Origin of the sequence: Halorubrum rutilum (assembly GCF_042665015.1) — an archaeon.
GTDB classification, from domain to species: domain Archaea; phylum Halobacteriota; class Halobacteria; order Halobacteriales; family Haloferacaceae; genus Halorubrum; species Halorubrum rutilum.
The window spans coordinates 168,042-184,247 of record NZ_JBHTBL010000001.1 but is presented as its reverse complement, the minus strand read 5'-3'; the positions used below and the strand labels follow the sequence as shown (position 1 = coordinate 184,247).

Annotated in this window: 14 protein-coding genes; 11 read left to right on the top strand and 3 right to left on the bottom strand. The window is 69.7% G+C overall.

The window, feature by feature from the left end:
• Positions 1-183 precede the first annotated feature (183 nt).
• Positions 184-2,526 carry a DEAD/DEAH box helicase gene (locus ACFQMF_RS00965; protein WP_256407248.1) on the bottom strand — a complete coding sequence of 781 codons (2,343 nt, stop codon included), beginning with the start codon at positions 2,524-2,526 and terminating at the stop codon, positions 184-186.
• A 190-nt stretch (positions 2,527-2,716) separates the two neighbouring features.
• Here ACFQMF_RS00965 and ACFQMF_RS00960 point away from each other — a divergent pair, with 190 nt between their 5' ends.
• The 8 genes from ACFQMF_RS00960 to ACFQMF_RS00925 all read left to right on the top strand — a co-directional run bounded on the left by ACFQMF_RS00960 (position 2,717) and on the right by ACFQMF_RS00925 (position 10,744).
• Positions 2,717-3,079: a TRAM domain-containing protein gene (locus ACFQMF_RS00960; RefSeq protein WP_256407247.1), complete on the top strand. Its 363-nt coding sequence runs from the start codon at positions 2,717-2,719 to the stop codon at positions 3,077-3,079.
• Positions 3,080-3,191: 112 nt separating this feature from the next.
• Entirely contained in the window at positions 3,192-6,878 is a 3,687-nt protein-coding gene (locus ACFQMF_RS00955) for an LAGLIDADG family homing endonuclease (protein ID WP_256407246.1), read from the top strand.
• Positions 6,879-7,223, top strand: a complete 345-nt coding sequence (locus ACFQMF_RS00950; RefSeq protein WP_256407245.1) for a DUF7854 family protein — start codon at positions 6,879-6,881, stop codon at positions 7,221-7,223.
• Between the two features lie 39 nt (positions 7,224-7,262).
• Positions 7,263-7,601 (top strand): DUF7855 family protein, encoded by a 339-nt coding sequence (locus ACFQMF_RS00945; RefSeq protein WP_256407244.1) that lies wholly within the window; start codon positions 7,263-7,265, stop codon positions 7,599-7,601.
• The gene (locus ACFQMF_RS00940; RefSeq protein ID WP_256407243.1) at positions 7,598-8,383 is read left to right on the top strand and encodes a DUF7856 family protein; all 786 of its coding nucleotides are present in this window, start codon (positions 7,598-7,600) and stop codon (positions 8,381-8,383) included. The genes ACFQMF_RS00945 and ACFQMF_RS00940 overlap by 4 nt, the downstream gene beginning before the upstream one ends.
• Positions 8,384-8,462: 79 nt before the next feature.
• On the top strand, positions 8,463-9,344 hold the full coding sequence (locus tag ACFQMF_RS00935; RefSeq protein ID WP_256407242.1) for a DUF7857 domain-containing protein: 882 nt from the start codon (positions 8,463-8,465) through the stop codon (positions 9,342-9,344).
• The gene (locus ACFQMF_RS00930) at positions 9,341-9,991 is read left to right on the top strand and encodes a MinD/ParA family ATP-binding protein (protein ID WP_256407241.1); all 651 of its coding nucleotides are present in this window, start codon (positions 9,341-9,343) and stop codon (positions 9,989-9,991) included. The genes ACFQMF_RS00935 and ACFQMF_RS00930 overlap by 4 nt, the downstream gene beginning before the upstream one ends.
• Before the next feature lie 60 nt (positions 9,992-10,051).
• Entirely contained in the window at positions 10,052-10,744 is a 693-nt protein-coding gene (locus tag ACFQMF_RS00925; RefSeq protein ID WP_256407240.1) for a peptidase, read from the top strand.
• A 26-nt stretch (positions 10,745-10,770) separates the two neighbouring features.
• Here the strand turns inward: ACFQMF_RS00925 and ACFQMF_RS00920 are convergent, their stop codons facing one another.
• A complete protein-coding gene (locus ACFQMF_RS00920) occupies positions 10,771-11,076 on the bottom strand; it encodes a HalOD1 output domain-containing protein (protein ID WP_256407239.1) in 306 nt (101 codons plus the stop codon).
• Positions 11,077-11,494: 418 nt separating this feature from the next.
• Between ACFQMF_RS00920 and pheS the strand changes: the two genes are divergently transcribed.
• The 3 genes from pheS to ACFQMF_RS00905 are packed head-to-tail and all read left to right on the top strand — an operon-like array spanning position 11,495 to position 14,938.
• Positions 11,495-13,003 (top strand): phenylalanine--tRNA ligase subunit alpha, encoded by a 1,509-nt coding sequence (gene pheS / locus ACFQMF_RS00915; protein WP_256407808.1) that lies wholly within the window; start codon positions 11,495-11,497, stop codon positions 13,001-13,003.
• Positions 13,003-14,739 carry a phenylalanine--tRNA ligase subunit beta gene (gene pheT, locus ACFQMF_RS00910; protein ID WP_256407238.1) on the top strand — a complete coding sequence of 579 codons (1,737 nt, stop codon included), beginning with the start codon at positions 13,003-13,005 and terminating at the stop codon, positions 14,737-14,739. Before pheS ends, pheT begins: the two co-directional genes overlap by 1 nt.
• 43 nt (positions 14,740-14,782) lie before the next feature.
• Positions 14,783-14,938: a hypothetical protein gene (locus ACFQMF_RS00905; protein WP_256407237.1), complete on the top strand. Its 156-nt coding sequence runs from the start codon at positions 14,783-14,785 to the stop codon at positions 14,936-14,938.
• Between the two features lie 41 nt (positions 14,939-14,979).
• Here the strand turns inward: ACFQMF_RS00905 and ACFQMF_RS00900 are convergent, their stop codons facing one another.
• A complete protein-coding gene (locus tag ACFQMF_RS00900; protein WP_256407236.1) occupies positions 14,980-16,182 on the bottom strand; it encodes an aminopeptidase in 1,203 nt (400 codons plus the stop codon).
• Positions 16,183-16,206: the final 24 nt, after the last annotated feature.

The window sequence follows — 16,206 nt, the reverse complement described above, 5'->3', positions numbered from 1 at the left end:
CGCCTCCCGGCTGCCCTTTTGAATCCCACCCTGCACCACACAGCCACCGCGCTTCAGGCCTCCCCAACCTCGCGGTTCGCGCTCTCCGAGCGCTCACCGCGTCCCTCGCGCGGCGCTCCTCGTGGCCTGCCGGCCACTCGGAGGCGCGCGCCACCGCTTCTCTATTTTCCGAAACCGACGCCCCTACTCCACGCGAACCGTCCGCGTCGCCCTGACCGGCATCAGCGGCAAGTCGGGGAAGACGACCTCGACGACGAACTCCAGCTCGTCGGCGTCGGGGGGACCGAAGACGCCGACCGGGACCGCCGTCTCGCCGTCGAGGTACGTCGTCGTCGCCGTCATCTCCACGTCGTTGACGGTGACTCGGATCCCCGTGCGCGCGCTCCCGGAGACGGTCGAGACCGCGACCTCGCACAGCTCGTTCTCGCCGACCGCGATCGCGTCGGGGAAGTCGCCCCAGTCGACGTCGATCCGGGGGCAGTCGCGCGCGGCGTCGACGATCCGCTCGGCGACGGAGTCGCTCATGCCGGCGTCCTCCAGCACGCTCGCGCCGGCGTCGACGACGGCGGCGGGCGAGGTGAGGCCGGCGTCCGCGAGCCGCTCGGCGCGCCCGGAACCGACGCCGTCGATCGCGGTGAGCGCGACCGCCTCTCGCGAGACGCCGTGCTCGACGCGCGCCTCGACGCGGCACGCGAGGTTGGCGGCGCGGGGGCCGGCGAAGCGGTCGAGGAACTCCGCGAGCGCCGCGATCAGGCGGAGCGCGTTCTGCCGGATCACCCACGCGTCCGAGCGCAGGTCCGAGGGGATCGAGTCGGCCATCCCGGCCAGCAGGATGGCGAACACCTTGCGGTGGCCGTCCTCCAGGTCGGTGTCGCGGCCGTCGAGGATCCGGTCGATCGCGTCCGACTCGGCCGACCGCGCCGACACCGAGTCGAACTCGCCGGCCGACGCGACGGCCTCCAAGATCCGGTCGACCGTCAGCGTCTCCCGGTCCGCGAGCCGCCGGAACCGGCGGGCCGTGTCCAGCCGCAGGTAGTACTTCGAGGCGAGTCGGCCCAGCGCCGTCGGCTCGATCGCGAGGTCGTCGTCGGCCGCGACGAAGCCGTCGTCGACGAGCGAGTCGAGGGTGTCGCGAACGCGGTCGCGGAGGGTGGCGAAGTCGTACTCGTCGGGCTTCGACGCCGCGCGGACGTAGTAGAAGGTGGTCTCCAACCACGCCATCACGTCCTCCAGCCCGCGGATCGTCCCCATCGCGATCTCGGCGTTGAGGTGCGATTCGAGGTCGGCGGCGAGCCGCGACTCGATCTCTTTGCCCTCGCGAAGCAGTTTCCGGTACTTGTCGGCGTCCGCGCGGTCGCAGACCACCCAGCCGTACCCCACGTCGTCGTACTCCGGGCGGCCGGCGCGACCGAGCATCTGGAGCACGTCCAGCGGCGAGATGTCGGTCTCGCCCTCCAGCGGGTCGTGGTACTTCGTGTCGCGGATGACGACGCACCGGGCCGGGAGGTTCACCCCCCACGCGAGCGTGGAGGTCGAGAAGAGGAACTTGATCTTCCCCTGCTTGAACCACTCCTCGACGCGGTCCCGGTCGTCCTTCCCGAGGCCGGCGTGGTGGAAGCCGACGCCGTCGGTGACCGACTGGCGGAGCGCGTCGTTGGTCAGCTCTTTCGCCTCGTTGTGGAAGTCGTAGTCGTCGCGGGAGTCGATCGGGATGTCGCGGTCGGTGATCTCGTCGCGCGCCTTCTTGGCCGCCTGCACCGTGTCCTGTCGCGAGGAGACGAACACCAAGGCCTGCCCGTCCTCGCGCACGTGCGGCTCGGCTAGGTCGAGCGCGCGGTAGAGCCGCCGGTACTTGTCGGCGAAGGCGTTCGAGCCGTGCGAGTACGTCTTCACGCCCGTCTCCAGGTCGACCGGGCGGTACTCGTCGCCGAAGGCGTACGTCGTCTCCGCGGGCGCGTTGAGCCACTCGGCGACGTCCGCGACGTTCGGCATCGTCGCCGAGAGCGCGACCACGCGCGGGTCCTGCAGGCGGCGGAGCCGCGAGACGGTGACTTCGAGCACCGCGCCGCGCTTCTCGGAGTCGAGCAGGTGGACCTCGTCGATGACGACGCAGTCGACGTCGGTGATGAAGGAGTAGCGCGCGGAGTCGTGTTTGCGGGTCGCGCTGTCGGCCTTCTCGGGGGTGGTCACGAGCACGTCCGCGCGCTCGGCGCGGCGGGGGTTGAGGTCGCGCTCGCCGGAGACGACGTACACCGAGTACCCCAACTCCTCGAACCGCTCCCACTCGCTCTCCTTCTCGTTGGTGAGCGCGCGGAGCGGGGCGACGAAGAGGGCGGTGCCGCCCGCCGAGAGCGTCCTGCAGATCGCGAGCTCGGCGAGCGCGGTCTTGCCGGACGCCGTCGGCGCCGACGCGACCACGTTGTGGTCGGTCTCCAAGATCCCCGGCAGCGCCTCGCGTTGCATCCGGTTGAACTCCTCGAACCCGAAGGCGTCGGCGAACTCCGGCACCGCGTCCGCGACCTTCACGCCGCACCACGCCCGCGGGCGACCGGACGGCGACCGAGAGTCGTTCGCATCACGTCGAACCGGGGGCTCCAGCCCAAAGGCGTTTCTCATGTGGGCGGCGAAAGCGGTCGGGGCGGAATCTGGCGTCCGGCGGGCCCGAACCGCGCCGCCGACCCCGAGCGTTTAGGTGACCGGGGATCGACCGACCGGTATGATACCGTCAGATCCTATCGTCTTGGGGGCCGTGGCCGTGATCGCCCTGCTCGTCCTGTTAACACTCGTCAGTCGCCTGCGCGGTCCGTCCGGGGAGGCGAAGGAGTCGAAGCGTGCCCACGACGCGGCCCAGGAGCGCGACCCGCCGGTCGAGATCGGCGAGACGTACGAGTTCGGCGTCACCGAGCTCACCGACCACCACTCCGGCGAGGAGGTCGCCGTCGGTAAGGTCGAGGGGTTCGTCCTCTTCACCGAGGACATTCCCGGCGACGTGGGGAAAGGCGACGTGATCCGCGCGAAGGTGCTCTCGTTCAACGACGGCCGTACCTCCGCCGACGCGACGTTCGTGACGAAGGCGTAGCGGGGCCGGTCCGGACCGAACGGAACCGGATTTCCGGTCTGACAAGAGTGCCGAGATCCACCTCCGCCCCGAGCATGAGGTTCATACGTGATGCCGACGAAGGGGTTTCGTAATGGCTCAGGCCGGGAATCAGGACCTCACGGAGCGGTTCATTCAGTTCTACCGCAACTACTACCGCGAGGAGATCGGCACCCTCGCACAGAAGTACCCCAACGAACAGCGCTCCCTGTACGTCGACTACGACGATCTGTTCCAGTTCGACCGCGACCTCGCCGAGGACTTCCGCACGAAGCCGGACCAGATGCGCGAGTACGCCGAGGAGGCGCTGCGGCTCTACGACCTCCCCGCCGACGTCAGCCTCGGCCGCGCGCACGTCCGGATCGAGAACCTCCCCGAGAGCATCGACATCCGCGGCATCCGCGTCCACGACGACCACATCGGCAAGCTCGTCTCCGTGAAGGGGATCGTCCGCAAGGCGACCGACGTGCGCCCGAAGGTGACCGAGGCCGCCTTCGAGTGCCAGCGCTGCGGCACGATGACGTACATCCCGCAGAGCGACGGCGGCTTCCAGGAGCCCCACGAGTGTCAGGGCTGCGAGCGACAGGGCCCCTTCCGCGTCAACTTCGACCAGTCGGAGTTCATCGACTCCCAGAAGCTCCGCATCCAAGAGTCACCCGAGGGGCTCCGGGGCGGTGAGACGCCCCAGTCGCTCGACGTCGACATCGTCGACGACATCACCGGGAAGGTGAGCCCCGGCGACCACGTCACCTGCGTCGGCGTCCTCCACATCGAACAGGTCGAACAGGGCAACGAGAAGTCCGCCATCTTCGACCTCTACATGGACGGCGTCTCCATCGCCATCGAGGACGAGGAGTTCGAGGACATGGACATCACCGAAGCGGACAAACGCGAGATCATCGAGCTCTCCAACCGCGACGACATCTACGAGGCGATGGTCGGCTCCATCGCGCCCGCCATCTACGGCTACGAGGAAGAGAAGCTCGCGATGATCCTCCAGTTGTTCTCCGGCGTCACCAAACACCTCCCCGACGGGTCGCGGATTCGGGGGGACCTGCATATGCTCCTTATCGGAGATCCGGGTACTGGTAAGTGTCAAAAATATGATACTAAGGTGACACTAGCTGACGGAACAGAACGGGCTATCGGAGAGATAGTAGAATCGAACCTCGAAGATCCGATGGAAGTTGATGATGGAGTGTACGAATCAATTGACATTGATCTTCAAACCGTAACAGAAGCGGGAGAAATCGAGACCGGGACCGCGACAAAAGTCTGGAAACGAGAAGCTCCAGACCGGATGTGCCAGATTACAATGGCCTCGGGACGAGAGGTAGAAGTGACGCCGTCGCACCCCCTTTTCAGGCAGTTGGACAGAGGGTTGTCACCCCAGCGAGCGGATCAATTGGCGGAAGGAGACCTCATTGCCGTCCCAGGAAACATCGACGCGGATTGGGATGATTCCCTCGACGTTTCGTTCCAGCGGGTCGAAACCTACAATGCAAATTCTTTCACCCCTCCCAGTCAGATCGACCCCGTACTGGCGCGGCTTCTCGGCTATATCATTGCTGAGGGCCACACTCACATGTCGGAGTCAAGCGCCGCTACCGCGATCACGAACGTCGATGAAGAGATTCTAACGGACGTGGAACACTGCTTCCGGAAGTTGGGTGTTCGGTGGTCTCGCCGAAATAAACAGGGCCATGAGACCGCTGAGATCGTTAGCTGCTCTTCGTTGGAGTTCGTCCGATTCCTCAGAGAACTCGAACCGGCGATACTCAAAAACTCTGAGGATCAACTCGTCCCAGGTTGTCTCAAACGGGCGAGTCCGGAGAACAAGAAGGCGTTCTTACAGGCGTACGTTGACAGCGAGGGAACGGTCTCACCCAAAGAACGTGAGATCACCGTTTCCTCGATGAGCAGAGAACTGCTGACCGGAGTACAGACGTTACTCCTCGCGTTCGGGATCCAGAGCCATCTTCGGAAACGACACAACGACAGCTATCGACTGCGGATCAGTGGACGGGATTTCGTCAAATACGTCGACAAGATTGGATTCGTTACCGATCGCAAAGTGACGGCCTCGAAAGCGTTCGACGACGTTCCAGAGAACACAAACACCGACGTGATTCCCGGACTGAGTGACGACCTCCGGCGGATCCGCGAGGCGCTCGCGTTGTCGCAGTTCGACATCGGATTGCCGCGTCCCACGTATCAACATTATGAACGTGACGACAGAAACCCGAGTAGATCGAGCCTGAGAACGGTTGTCGACACGTTCGAGACTCGCTTGGACTGGCTTCGAGAGAAGCGTGACGAACTGTTGGACGGAAACTGGCAAGCGGTCGAGACACTGCGGGAAGAACTGAATATCTCCCAAAAGACGCTGTCGGACGGTATGGACGTCTCTCAGACCGCGATCAGTTACTACGAGCGGAACGGTGTTGCTCCCGACGGTGGACAGACAGCGGCCGCAAAGGGCGTGATTTTGGATCGGCTCGACGAGGCCTTATCGGTGGGTCCAGACGTCGCTGAACTCGATCGCCTGTGTTCGAACGACATCCACTGGGACCGGATCGAGTCCATCGAATCGGTCGAACCGGACTACGAGTGGGTATACGACCTCGAGGTAGCAGACACGCATACGTATCTCGGAAACGGGGTCGTATCTCACAACTCGCAGATGATCTCGTATGTCGAGAATATTGCCCCCAGATCGGTTTATACGTCCGGTAAAGGCAGCTCGGCGGCCGGCCTTACCGCTGCAGCGGTTCGCGACGACTTCGGTGACGGCCAGCAGTGGTCGCTCGAAGCCGGCGCTCTCGTGCTCGCGGACAAGGGAATCGCCGCAGTCGACGAGCTGGATAAAATGGATTCGAGCGACCGCTCCGCGATGCACGAGGGCCTCGAACAGCAGAAGATCTCCGTCTCGAAGGCCGGGATCAACGCGACGCTGAAGGCGCGGTGTTCCCTGCTCGGCGCCGCGAACCCCAAGTACGGCCGGTTCGACCAGTACGAGCCGATCGGCGAGCAGATCGACTTAGAGCCCGCGCTCATCTCGCGGTTCGACCTCATCTTCACGGTGACCGACAGCCCGGACCCGGAACACGACTCCCGGCTGGCGAAACACATCATCAAGACGAACTACGCCGGCGAGCTCAACACCCAGCGCGAGGAGCTGGCGAGCTCGGAGTTCACCTCGGACCAGGTGGCGGAGGTGACCCAGGAGGTCGCCCCGGAGATCGACGCGGAGCTGCTCCGGAAGTACATCGCCCACGCGAAGCGCTCCTGTTACCCGACGATGACGGAGGAGGCGAAGGAGCTGATCGAGGAGTTCTACGTCGACCTGCGCTCGAAGGGCGCCGACGAGGACGCGCCGGTGCCCGTCACCGCTCGGAAGCTGGAGGCGATGGTGCGGCTCGCGGAGGCGAGCGCGCGGCTCCGGCTCTCGGACACGGTCGAGCGCGAGGACGCCGACCGCGCCACCGACATCGTCGAGTCCTGTCTCAAGGACATCGGCGTCGACCCCGAGACGGGGCAGTTCGACGCCGACGTCGTCGAGACGGGCACGTCCAAGAGCCAGCGCGACCGCATCAAGAACATCAAGGGGCTCATCGCCGACATCGAGGAGGAGTACCAGGAGGGCGCGCCCGTCGACGAGGTGCTCGACCGCGCCGGCGAGATCGGGATGGACCCCGGGAAGGCGGAACAGGAGATCGAGAAGCTCCGCACGAGGGGCGAGGTGTACGAGCCGAAGCAGGGCCACCTGCGGACGACGTAGATGGACCGGATCTCCGCGATACGGAACGTCGAGGACGCCCTGCGCGCGTTCGAGAACGGCGAGGCCGACCTCGCCGACACGGAGCGCCGGGTGGCGGCGGTGCTCCGCACCTACGCCACGGAGTTCGACGGCGACGGCGGCGTGTTCCGCGCGGTCGGCGACGAGCCGGTCGACGGGCGGGTCGTCGTCGCCCCCTCCGCGCCGGCCGCCCGCGAGCGCGTGCTCGCGCTCTCGAAGGCCGACGCGAGCGACGCGGAGGGGTCCGATAGTTCAAATAGTCCGACAAACGACGAAAACGGCTCAGTCATCGAGTTCGAGGTCGAACGAGTAACGGAGTCGGAGTAGTTCGGAACCGATAAGTTCGGCCTCCGATCAGCCGCGTCCATGCTGCTGATCGTGACGTACTCGGAGGCGGCGCGCACCGGCCTCCGAAACCTCTGTCGGCGCCACGAGGAGCCGGTCGTTCGGCGGTTCGGGCGGGCGGCGCTGCTCGACGCGACGGCGTACGCCGCGTTCCTCGCCGTGCGGCTCCGGGAGTCGCACGGCGGCGACGTCCAGATCGAGCGGACGGAACCGTTCAACGAGTTCGTCGCGCTCGACGACTCGGTCCGCGAGGCCGCGAGCGCGTACGCGGATCGGGACGCGAAGTCGACGCCGTACGCCGCGTTCGCGGCCGGAACGGAGCATCCGAACCCGGACCGGTTGAAGGGCGAAGAGCTGTGACGGGCGGGCGGGAGCCGGCGACGCCGGGGGAGCCCGCGGAGCCGAGCGAGCGCCCGCTCCCCGCGCCCGAGGCGGTCCTCGGTCGGGTGCCGACCGGGACCAGCCTCCGGCGGGAGCTCGCGGCGGCCGCCCGGTCTCGGGGGCACGAGTCGTCGGCGAGAGGCGAGCTCGGTCGGCTCCGCGACGAGATCGCGGCGATCGAGGTCGACGCGGTCGATCTCGCCGCGGCCCGTCGGCGGGTCGCCGACGCGAGCGGCGAGGAGGAGCGACTGAAGGAGCGCGTCGCGGCGCTCCGCGGCGACGTCCGGGCGCGGCGAGCCGTGGACGCGGAGACTGACGGGGCGCTCGGCGACCTCGAGTCCGTCGCGGCGGAGCTCTCGGCCGCGCAGACCGAACGGATCGCGGCGGAGCAGGCGCTCGAACGGGCCCGCGAGCGGGCCGCCCGCGCCCGCGACGAGCGGGAGCGACGGCTCGAACTCGGAGACCGGCTGCGGAACCGCCGACGGGAGGCCCGCCGCGAGCTCGCCGGCGAAGCGTATCCGGCGTTCCGCGACGCCCTCGCCGCGGTCCCCGGCGGTACCCGGTCACGAGCCGGCTCGGAACCGTCGGAATACGACGGGCCGCGGCTCGCCGCGTCGCTCGCGGCGGTCCGGATCGCGGACCTCGACGGGGCGGTCACGCTCGGCGTCGAGGCCGCCCGCTGGCTCGCCGAGCGAGGGGAGCGATCGCCGGAAGCGGTGCTCGACGCGGCGGTCGCCCGTCCCGATCGCTCGTCCGGGTGACCCCCCGGCCGCCGCGCCCGACTCGTGAACGGCGGCGGTACCGGCCGGAGTTTAAATGAGATCCCGAGACAGCCGGCGTATGGAGCTCTCGTGGACCGTCGACCGGGCGGGCGACGCGTCGCTGGTTCGCTGTCGGGTTCGCAACGACGACGCCGCCCCGCGACGCGTGCGGGTGGAGAGCGAGTTCGACGCGCCGGTGCTCCCGCCGCGACGGGCGGGCGTGCCGGCGGACGGCTGGGACGCGAGCGGGGTGACCCTGCGGATGGGTCCGGACGAGCGTCGCGGGTTCGGCTTCGCGACACCGGCACCGCCCGTCGATCCGCCGGTGGAGATCGTCGCCGTCGAGCCGGTCGACGCGAGCGACCCCGACGGATCCGGGCGGGATGTCGCCGGTCCCACCGCCGACGGCGGGGGCGTCGGCTCGACGCCGGCCGCCGCGCTCCGCGAGCTCGCCGAACACCGGCCGCCGCGGGCGGCGGTGGACGCGAATCCCGAGGTCGGGGGTCGGTCGGAGGACACCGCGGCGGCCGGAGACGGACGCGGTCACGACGGTGGTCCCGGCGAGGTCGGGAGCGACGACGCCGAGGGCGACGACGGTGCTGCGGACGGCACCGGGGACGACGACGCCGAGGGCGACGACGGTGCTGCGGGCGACGCCGAGGACGATGACGAAGTCGGGGACGACGGCGCGCTTACGCGAACGGACCCCGATTCGGTCGACGACTGGTTCGCCGCGGTCAAGTCCCGGATCGAGCGGGCGGAGCGGCTGGCCGGCGCCGACGTCGAGACGGCGACGGAGGTGGTCGGGGACGCGGGCGGCGTCGACGCGCTCGCCGAGCTCGACGACCGGCTCGACGACGACGCGGAGCGGCTCCGGTCGGTGAGCGAGCGCGCGGCGTCGCTGGCGGAGCGCGCGGCGGAGACCGACGTCCCGGTCGACGCGCTGGAGCGGCTCTCGTGATCCTCGCCGTCGCCGGCGGCAAGGGCGGCGTCGGGAAGACGACGCTCGCGTACAACGTCGCCGCCGCGCTCGACGCGGTCGTCGTCGACGCGGACCTCGGCATGGCCGACCTCCCCGGCGGTCGCGGCCCGGACCTCCACGACGTGCTCGCCGGGCGCGCCGACCCGACGGAAATCGTTCGAACGGGCCCCGTCGACATCGTCCCCTGCGGGCGGACGCTCGCCGGCGCCCGCGCCGCCGACCTGTCGGCGCTGGGTGCGGCGACGGCCGCGATCGAGCGGGAACACGGAACCGTCGTCCTCGACTGTCCGGCCGGCCGGCGCGCGGACGCCGGCGTCCCGCTCGCGGTCGCGAGGGCGTGTCTGCTGGTCGTCTCCCCGCGGGCGTTCGCGCTGGCCGACGCGATCCGGACGCGGGAGCTCGCCCGCGAGCTGGACGCCGGACTCGTCGGCTGCGCCGTCAATCGAGTGACCGAGGAGCCGCCGACGGACGCCGTCGCCGACGCGCTGGGAGCGCCGGCGGCGGCGGTCCCCGCCGACCCGCGAGTCGGGCGGTCCGTCGCCGCGGAGCGGCCGGTCGTCGACGCCGCGCCCGACGGCGACGCCGCGCGGGCGATCGAGGAGCTGGCCGGGCGGGTCCCCCGCTGACGGGTCGTCCGGCGCGAGGACATCGGGTCGTTTTACCCGATCGGGGGCGGACCGGGAGTCATGCTCACGGCCGCGTTCCTCGTCGCCGTCGCCGTCGTCGCCTTCCTCGTGATCGAGGTCGGCCCCCTCTACGCGGCCGACCGCTTCCGGGACCTGCGGGAGCCGACCGACGCGGAACGCGCGCGGCTCGCCTCCCTCCGCGAGACCGCCGGGCTCGACGTCGAACGGGTCGCGATCGAGACCGACGCCGAATCGACGGCTGACGAGGGCGAGGACGGGTCGAACGTCGGCCGGGTCGAAGTCGGCGTCCGCGGCCCGCCCGGCAGGCGGGTCCTGTTCATTACGGAGGGCGTGCTCGACGACCTCGACGAGGACGTCGCGATCGGCCTCCTCGCGGCGGAGGCGGGACGCGTCCAGACGTACTACGGCGAGTTCCGCGCGGTCGCCGTCGCGGCGGTGCTCGCGGTGCTGGCGGCGATCGTGACGGTCGCGGTGCCGTTTCAGGCCGGGTTCGCGTCGCTCGTCGCCGTGGGGCTCGCCGCGTTCTGGGTCGGGCGGCGAGTGCAGTACGCGGCCGACGACCGCGCCGCGGACGCGGTCGGCGCGGGGCGCGTCGCCGACGCCTTCGAGCGCGCCGCCGCGATCCGCGGGGTTGAGCCCGAGACGGGCGACTGGTCGACGTGGTTCGAGGTGCAGCCGCCCCTCGGCGACCGGATCGCGGCGCTTCGAGAACGGGCGGACGGCGAGCGCTGAACGGGCGAGGCGCGTCGGTGTCGGCGCTACTCGGCCGGTCGGGCGACGACCTCGTCGCGGTCGACCCGCACGTCGTACTCGGCGACGGAGAACGAGAGGGAGACGTCGGCGTCGGGACCGCCCCCGACGAGCGAGTCGAGCGCGTCGGGGTCGACGTGGTCGTACAGGACGATGTCCGCCTCGTCGGCGAGCGCGGTCGGCTCGACGCCGGCGAGGTCGGCGATCGCCTCGACGACCGCGCGGCTCGGGGAGCGGTCGTCGCGGCCGTGAGCGACGCGGACCGCACCGCGGAGCGGGCCGGCGTCGGAAGCGCCCGTCGGAACACTGCTCATACCCGGCAGTTCGCCGAACCGGTATATAAACGCCCCCCGTCGTTAATCAGAACTGATAATTCGACTGACTCGACCGGTCGGTCGGCCGGAGCGAAACGGTTAACAGCGTTTGTGTGAGACGTTTTCGCATGGCACTCGAACGCGCCACGGCTGGGATCGCCCGGAGAGTCGACGGCGACGCGTTCGAGCTCTTTTTCGACTGATCGGCGCGCGGCGGACCCGTCCCGCGGTCGGACGGCGAAACCGCGCGGATCGGCGGCGAGGAGACGATGGAGAGAAGACGACGGAGAGAGGGCGGCGGGGGAGGAGTCGAACCGCCCCGCGCCGTTCCGCGCTCTCCGCGCCCCCCGCGCCGCCCCGCGACGGCGACGTGCCGGAACCGTTACCAACCAGCCACACGCGTATGGATACAACTCGAATGCGACTCCCGGAACGACAGCTCGCGGTCCTCGAGGCCGCGAGCGCGACGGACGAACGGACGATAGACGAGATCGCGGCGGAGACCGGGCTGAAGCCCGAGACGGTCGTCGGCGCCGCCTTCGACCTCCGCGACGAGGGACTGCTGTCCGTCGTCGAGACCGCCGCCGAGACCCTGGACCTCACCGACGAGGGGCGGCGCTACGTCGACGACGGGCTCCCCGAGACGCGGCTCTACCGGGCGGGGCTCGCGCTCGACGCCGACGAGGCGCCGGTCTCGATGGGGCGGGTCATCGGCGAGGCCGACCTCGACGGCCCCGCGGTCGAGATCGCGCTCTCGAACTTCGCGCGGAAGGGGTTCGGCTCGATCGACTCGGGCGAGCTCCGCGTCGACCCCGACGCCGCCCCCGACGCCGACCCGGAGGCGGCCGCGCTCGCGGCCCTCGCCGACGGTGAGACCCCGGACGCCGACGACGCGGTCCTCGAACGGCTCGACTCCCGCGGACTCGTCGACCGCGGCGAGTCGGTCACCCGGTCGGTGACGCTCACCGACGAGGGCGTCGACGCGCTGATGACGGGCGTCGAGGCGACGGAGACCGTCTCGGAGCTCACGCCCGAGCTGCTCGCCAGCGGCGAGTGGCGCGACGTGGAGTTCTCCGCGTACAACGTGGAGGCCGACGCGCCCGGCGTCTCCGGCGGCCGGAAGCACGTGCTCCGCCGGACCGCCGACCGCGTGAAGGACGTCCTCGTCGGCATGGGGTTCCGGGAGATGGAGGGCCCCCACGCCGACAGCGACTTCTGGATCAACGACTGCCTGTTCATGCCGCAGGACCACCCGGCGCGGACCCACTGGGACCGGTTCGCGCTGGACGTCGACCCGATGGACGAGATTCCGGAGGAGCTGATCCGGCGGGTCGAGTCGGCCCACCGGGAGGGGTGGGGCGAGGACGGCGACGGCTACCACTCGCCGTGGTCAGAGGCGTTCGCCCGCGAGGTCGCCCTGCGCGGCCACACCACCTCGCTGTCGATGCGGTACCTCTCGGGGGTCGCCGGCGCGGAGCTGGAGCCGCCGCAGCGCTACTTCTCCGTCGAGAAGGTGTACCGCAACGACACCCTCGACCCGACGCACCTCCTGGAGTTCTTCCAGATCGAGGGGTGGGTGATGGCCGAGGACCTCTCGGTGCGCGACCTGATGGGCACCTTCGAGGAGTTCTACCGGCAGTTCGGAATTACGGACATCCGGTTCAAGCCCCACTACAACCCATACACCGAGCCCTCCTTCGAGCTGTTCGGCGAGCACCCGGAGACCGGCGAGGAGATCGAGATCGGCAACTCCGGCGTCTTCCGCGAGGAGGTCACCGGCCCGCTCGGCGTCGACTGCGACGTGATGGCGTGGGGGCTCGCCCTCGAACGGCTCGCGATGCTGACGACGGGCGCGGAGGACATCCGCGACCTCCACGGGACGCTGGCCGACATCGACTTCCTGCGGAACGCGGAGGTGAGCTACTGATGCCCGTCGTCGACATCGACACCGACGAGCTGCGCGGGCTCACCGGCCGCACCGACGCGACCGACGAGGAGTTCAAGGAGGACCTGTTCGGGCTCGGCCTGGAGTTCGAGGGCAAGACCGACGACGGCCTCCTCCAGTTCGAGTTCGCGCCCGACCGGCTCGACCGGCTCTCGGTCGAGGGGGTCGCGCGCTCGCTGCGCTACCACTACGGCGACGACCGCGGCGTCTACGTCCCCGAGACGAACGACCCCGAGTGGACGATCGAGGTCGACGAGACGGTCCCCGACGAGCGCCCCTACGTCACGGGCGCCGTGGTCCGCGGGGTCGACCTCGACGAGGGCGCGCTGGAATCCCTCATCCAACTCCAGGAGAAGCTCCACGCGACGATGGGCCGCGGCCGCGCCAAGGGCGCGATCGGGATCCACGACCTCGCGATGATCAAGGGCGCGCCGCTCCAGGAGGGGTCCGAGCCGTCGATCACCTACCGCGGCGTCGACCCCGAGGGCGACACGTTCGTCCCGCTGGACGCGAACGACGAGCTGACCCCGGCCGCGGTGCTCGACGAGCACGACACGGGCCGGACGTACGCCGACCTCGTCGAGGACCTGGAGCGGTACCCCGCGATCTACGACGAGCTCGGCCTCTTCTCGTTCCCGCCCGTGATCAACGGGAAGCGCACCGAGGTGACGACGGGCTCGCGCGAGCTGTTCGTCGAGCTCACCGGCACCGACCAGTGGACGATCGACCGGATGTGCAACATCGTCTGCTACGCGCTCTCGGCGCGGGGCGCGACGATCGAGGAGGTCGAGGTGACCTACGCCGACGGCGCGGCCGCTCCCGACGAGTACGGCGCCGAGCTCGTCCGTCCGAACTTCGACACCGACGAGAAGTCGGTGAGCCACGACCGGATCGAGACGCTGCTCGGCGTCGACTTCGAGCCCGAGGAGGTGGTCGACTGCTTCGAGCGCGCCGGGCTCGACGCCTCCTACACCCTCGACGAGGACGTCACCTACGAGGCCGAGATCCCGCCGTACCGCGTCGACGTGCTCCACCCGCTCGACCTCGTCGACGACGTGGGACGCGCGTACGGCTTCGACGAGCTGGAGCCGCGCTACCCCGACGTGGGGACCGTCGGCGGGCGCCACGAGCGCTCCCGACTGGAGGACGCGGTCCGGACGAGCCTCGTCGGGCTCGGCTTCGAGGACCTGCTGAACTTCCACATGACGAGCGGGACGGAGAACTACGACCGGATGAACCTGGAGCCGGGGACCGACGCCTTCGGCGGCGGCGACCCCGTCGAGATCACCGAGCCGTACAGCGAGGAGTACACCCAGCTCCGCACGTGGGCGCTCCCCTCGCTCGTCATGCTGTTGGAGCGGAACACGCACAACGCGTACCCGCAGGACGTCGCGGAGGTCGGCTTCGTCGCCGAGCGCGACGACGCGGCGAACACGAGCGTCGCCGAGCGGCGCCACGTCGCCGGCGCGGTCGCCCGCCGCGACGCCTCCTACGAGGCCGCGAAGGGGCGCCTGCAGGCGGTCTGTGACGACTTCGGCGCCGAGCTGGCGACGCCCCGCACCGAGCACCCGTCGTTCATCGACGGTCGGACCGCCGCGGTCGAGATCGACGGCGAGCGGGTCGGCGTGATCGGCGAGGTGCATCCCGCGGTCCTCGTCGAACACGACCTGGAGGTCCCGGTCGCGGCCTTCGAGTTCGACCTCGACGCGCTCCGATAATTTGACCACAAGGCATATATTTATTTTCGCGTATCCGCCGGGTATGAACTGCGAACGCTGCAGCGAGGACGCGTCGGTCTCACACCACGACGTCGACGGGTTCGCCTACTACCTCTGCGTGCCGTGCGCCGAGGAGTGGGACGCGGTGCGCGACGCGACGACGGTCATCGACGCGGCCGGGCGGTCGCCGGCGCGATAGCGGTTCGACAATCCCGCCGGGGGCGTCGCGGCCGGCGAGAGCTACCCCTCGAACCCCTCCTCCCACCGGAAGGCGCCGTCGCGTTGGACGACCTCGCCGTCGACCTCCAGCCGTGAGCGCTCGCCCACGTCGCTTATCATGTCGACGTGGACCGCGCTGTCGTTGCCGGACTCGCCCGCCGGGAGGCAGGCGTCGTAGGCGCGGCCGACCGCGAGGTGGACCGTGTCGCCCATCTTCTCGTCGAAGAGGATCGAGTCGGTGAAGCGGTCGATACCGCGGTTCATCCCGATCCCGAGCTCGCCGAGCCGCCGGGCCCCCGCGTCGGTGTCGAGCACGCTCGCGAGCGCGTCCTCGCCGGCCTCCGCCGAGAAGTCGACGACCTCGCCGCCCTCGAAGACGAGGCGCACGTCTCGGACGCGGGTCGCGTCGATCGTCATCGGCACGTCGAAGAAGGCCTCGCCCTCGGCGTCGTACGGCGCCGTGAACACCTCGCCGCTCGGGAGGTTGTGGGAGTCGTACGCCACGGAGGCGGCGGAGTTGACCGCGGTGCGACCCGCGATCGACATCGCCACGTCGGTGTCGGGCGCGCCGTCGCGCTCGGTGACGATCCGGACCTCCTCGCCCGCGTCGAGGACCTCCTTCATCCGGGCCATCTCGGCCGCGAGCGCCTCCCAGTCGCGGAGGACGGCGTCGTAGACGAACTCCTGATACTCCTCGTACGCCATCCCCGCCTGCTGGGCGAGGCTCCGGGTGGGGTGGACCGTCGACACCCAGTCGGTGTCCATCCGGGCCTCGCGGACGCCTTTCCTCGCTTTGGCGTACGCCTGCCGCGTCTCGCTCGCCACGTCGGCGCTCGCGGTGGTGTTGCGCCCGCCCCCGATCCGGAGGTAGGCGTCGGCGGCCTCGAAGATCGCGCGGTCGACCGCCGGGTCGTCGTCGAAGTCGGGGACTCCGCCGGGGTCGTCGGGGTCGGCGGCGGAATCGTCGTCGGGGTCGTCGTCGGGGTTGTCGCCGCTGCGGTCGCCGTCAGCTCTCGCCTCGGCGCCTTTTAAATAGGCCCGGGAAAGCTCGTCGGAGCCGTACAGCGTCGTGACGTTCGCCCCGCGCTCGCCGAGCGCCTCGGCGACGGCGACGCCCAGGTCGTGGGCGTCCTCGGCGACGCTGACGACGACGTCGTCGCCGGCCTCGACCCGCGCGCTCCAGTCGACGAGCACCTCGGCGTGCTCGCGTACGCGTTCGTCCATGAGTACTGGATACGTCGCGGGGAA

Excerpts from the sequence above, each read along its gene's own strand:
- ACFQMF_RS00960 (WP_256407247.1), top strand. The coding sequence starts at position 2,717 with ATGATACCGTCAGATCCTATCGTCTTGGGGGCCGTGGCCGTGATCGCC.
- ACFQMF_RS00955 (WP_256407246.1), top strand. The coding sequence starts at position 3,192 with ATGGCTCAGGCCGGGAATCAGGACCTCACGGAGCGGTTCATTCAGTTC.
- ACFQMF_RS00950 (WP_256407245.1), top strand. The coding sequence starts at position 6,879 with ATGGACCGGATCTCCGCGATACGGAACGTCGAGGACGCCCTGCGCGCG.
- ACFQMF_RS00945 (WP_256407244.1), top strand. The coding sequence starts at position 7,263 with ATGCTGCTGATCGTGACGTACTCGGAGGCGGCGCGCACCGGCCTCCGA.
- ACFQMF_RS00935 (WP_256407242.1), top strand. The coding sequence starts at position 8,463 with ATGGAGCTCTCGTGGACCGTCGACCGGGCGGGCGACGCGTCGCTGGTT.
- ACFQMF_RS00925 (WP_256407240.1), top strand. The coding sequence starts at position 10,052 with ATGCTCACGGCCGCGTTCCTCGTCGCCGTCGCCGTCGTCGCCTTCCTC.
- ACFQMF_RS00920 (WP_256407239.1), bottom strand. The coding sequence starts at position 11,076 with ATGAGCAGTGTTCCGACGGGCGCTTCCGACGCCGGCCCGCTCCGCGGT.
- pheS (WP_256407808.1), top strand. The coding sequence starts at position 11,495 with ATGCGACTCCCGGAACGACAGCTCGCGGTCCTCGAGGCCGCGAGCGCG.
- pheT (WP_256407238.1), top strand. The coding sequence starts at position 13,003 with ATGCCCGTCGTCGACATCGACACCGACGAGCTGCGCGGGCTCACCGGC.
- ACFQMF_RS00905 (WP_256407237.1), top strand. The coding sequence starts at position 14,783 with ATGAACTGCGAACGCTGCAGCGAGGACGCGTCGGTCTCACACCACGAC.
- ACFQMF_RS00900 (WP_256407236.1), bottom strand. The coding sequence starts at position 16,182 with ATGGACGAACGCGTACGCGAGCACGCCGAGGTGCTCGTCGACTGGAGC.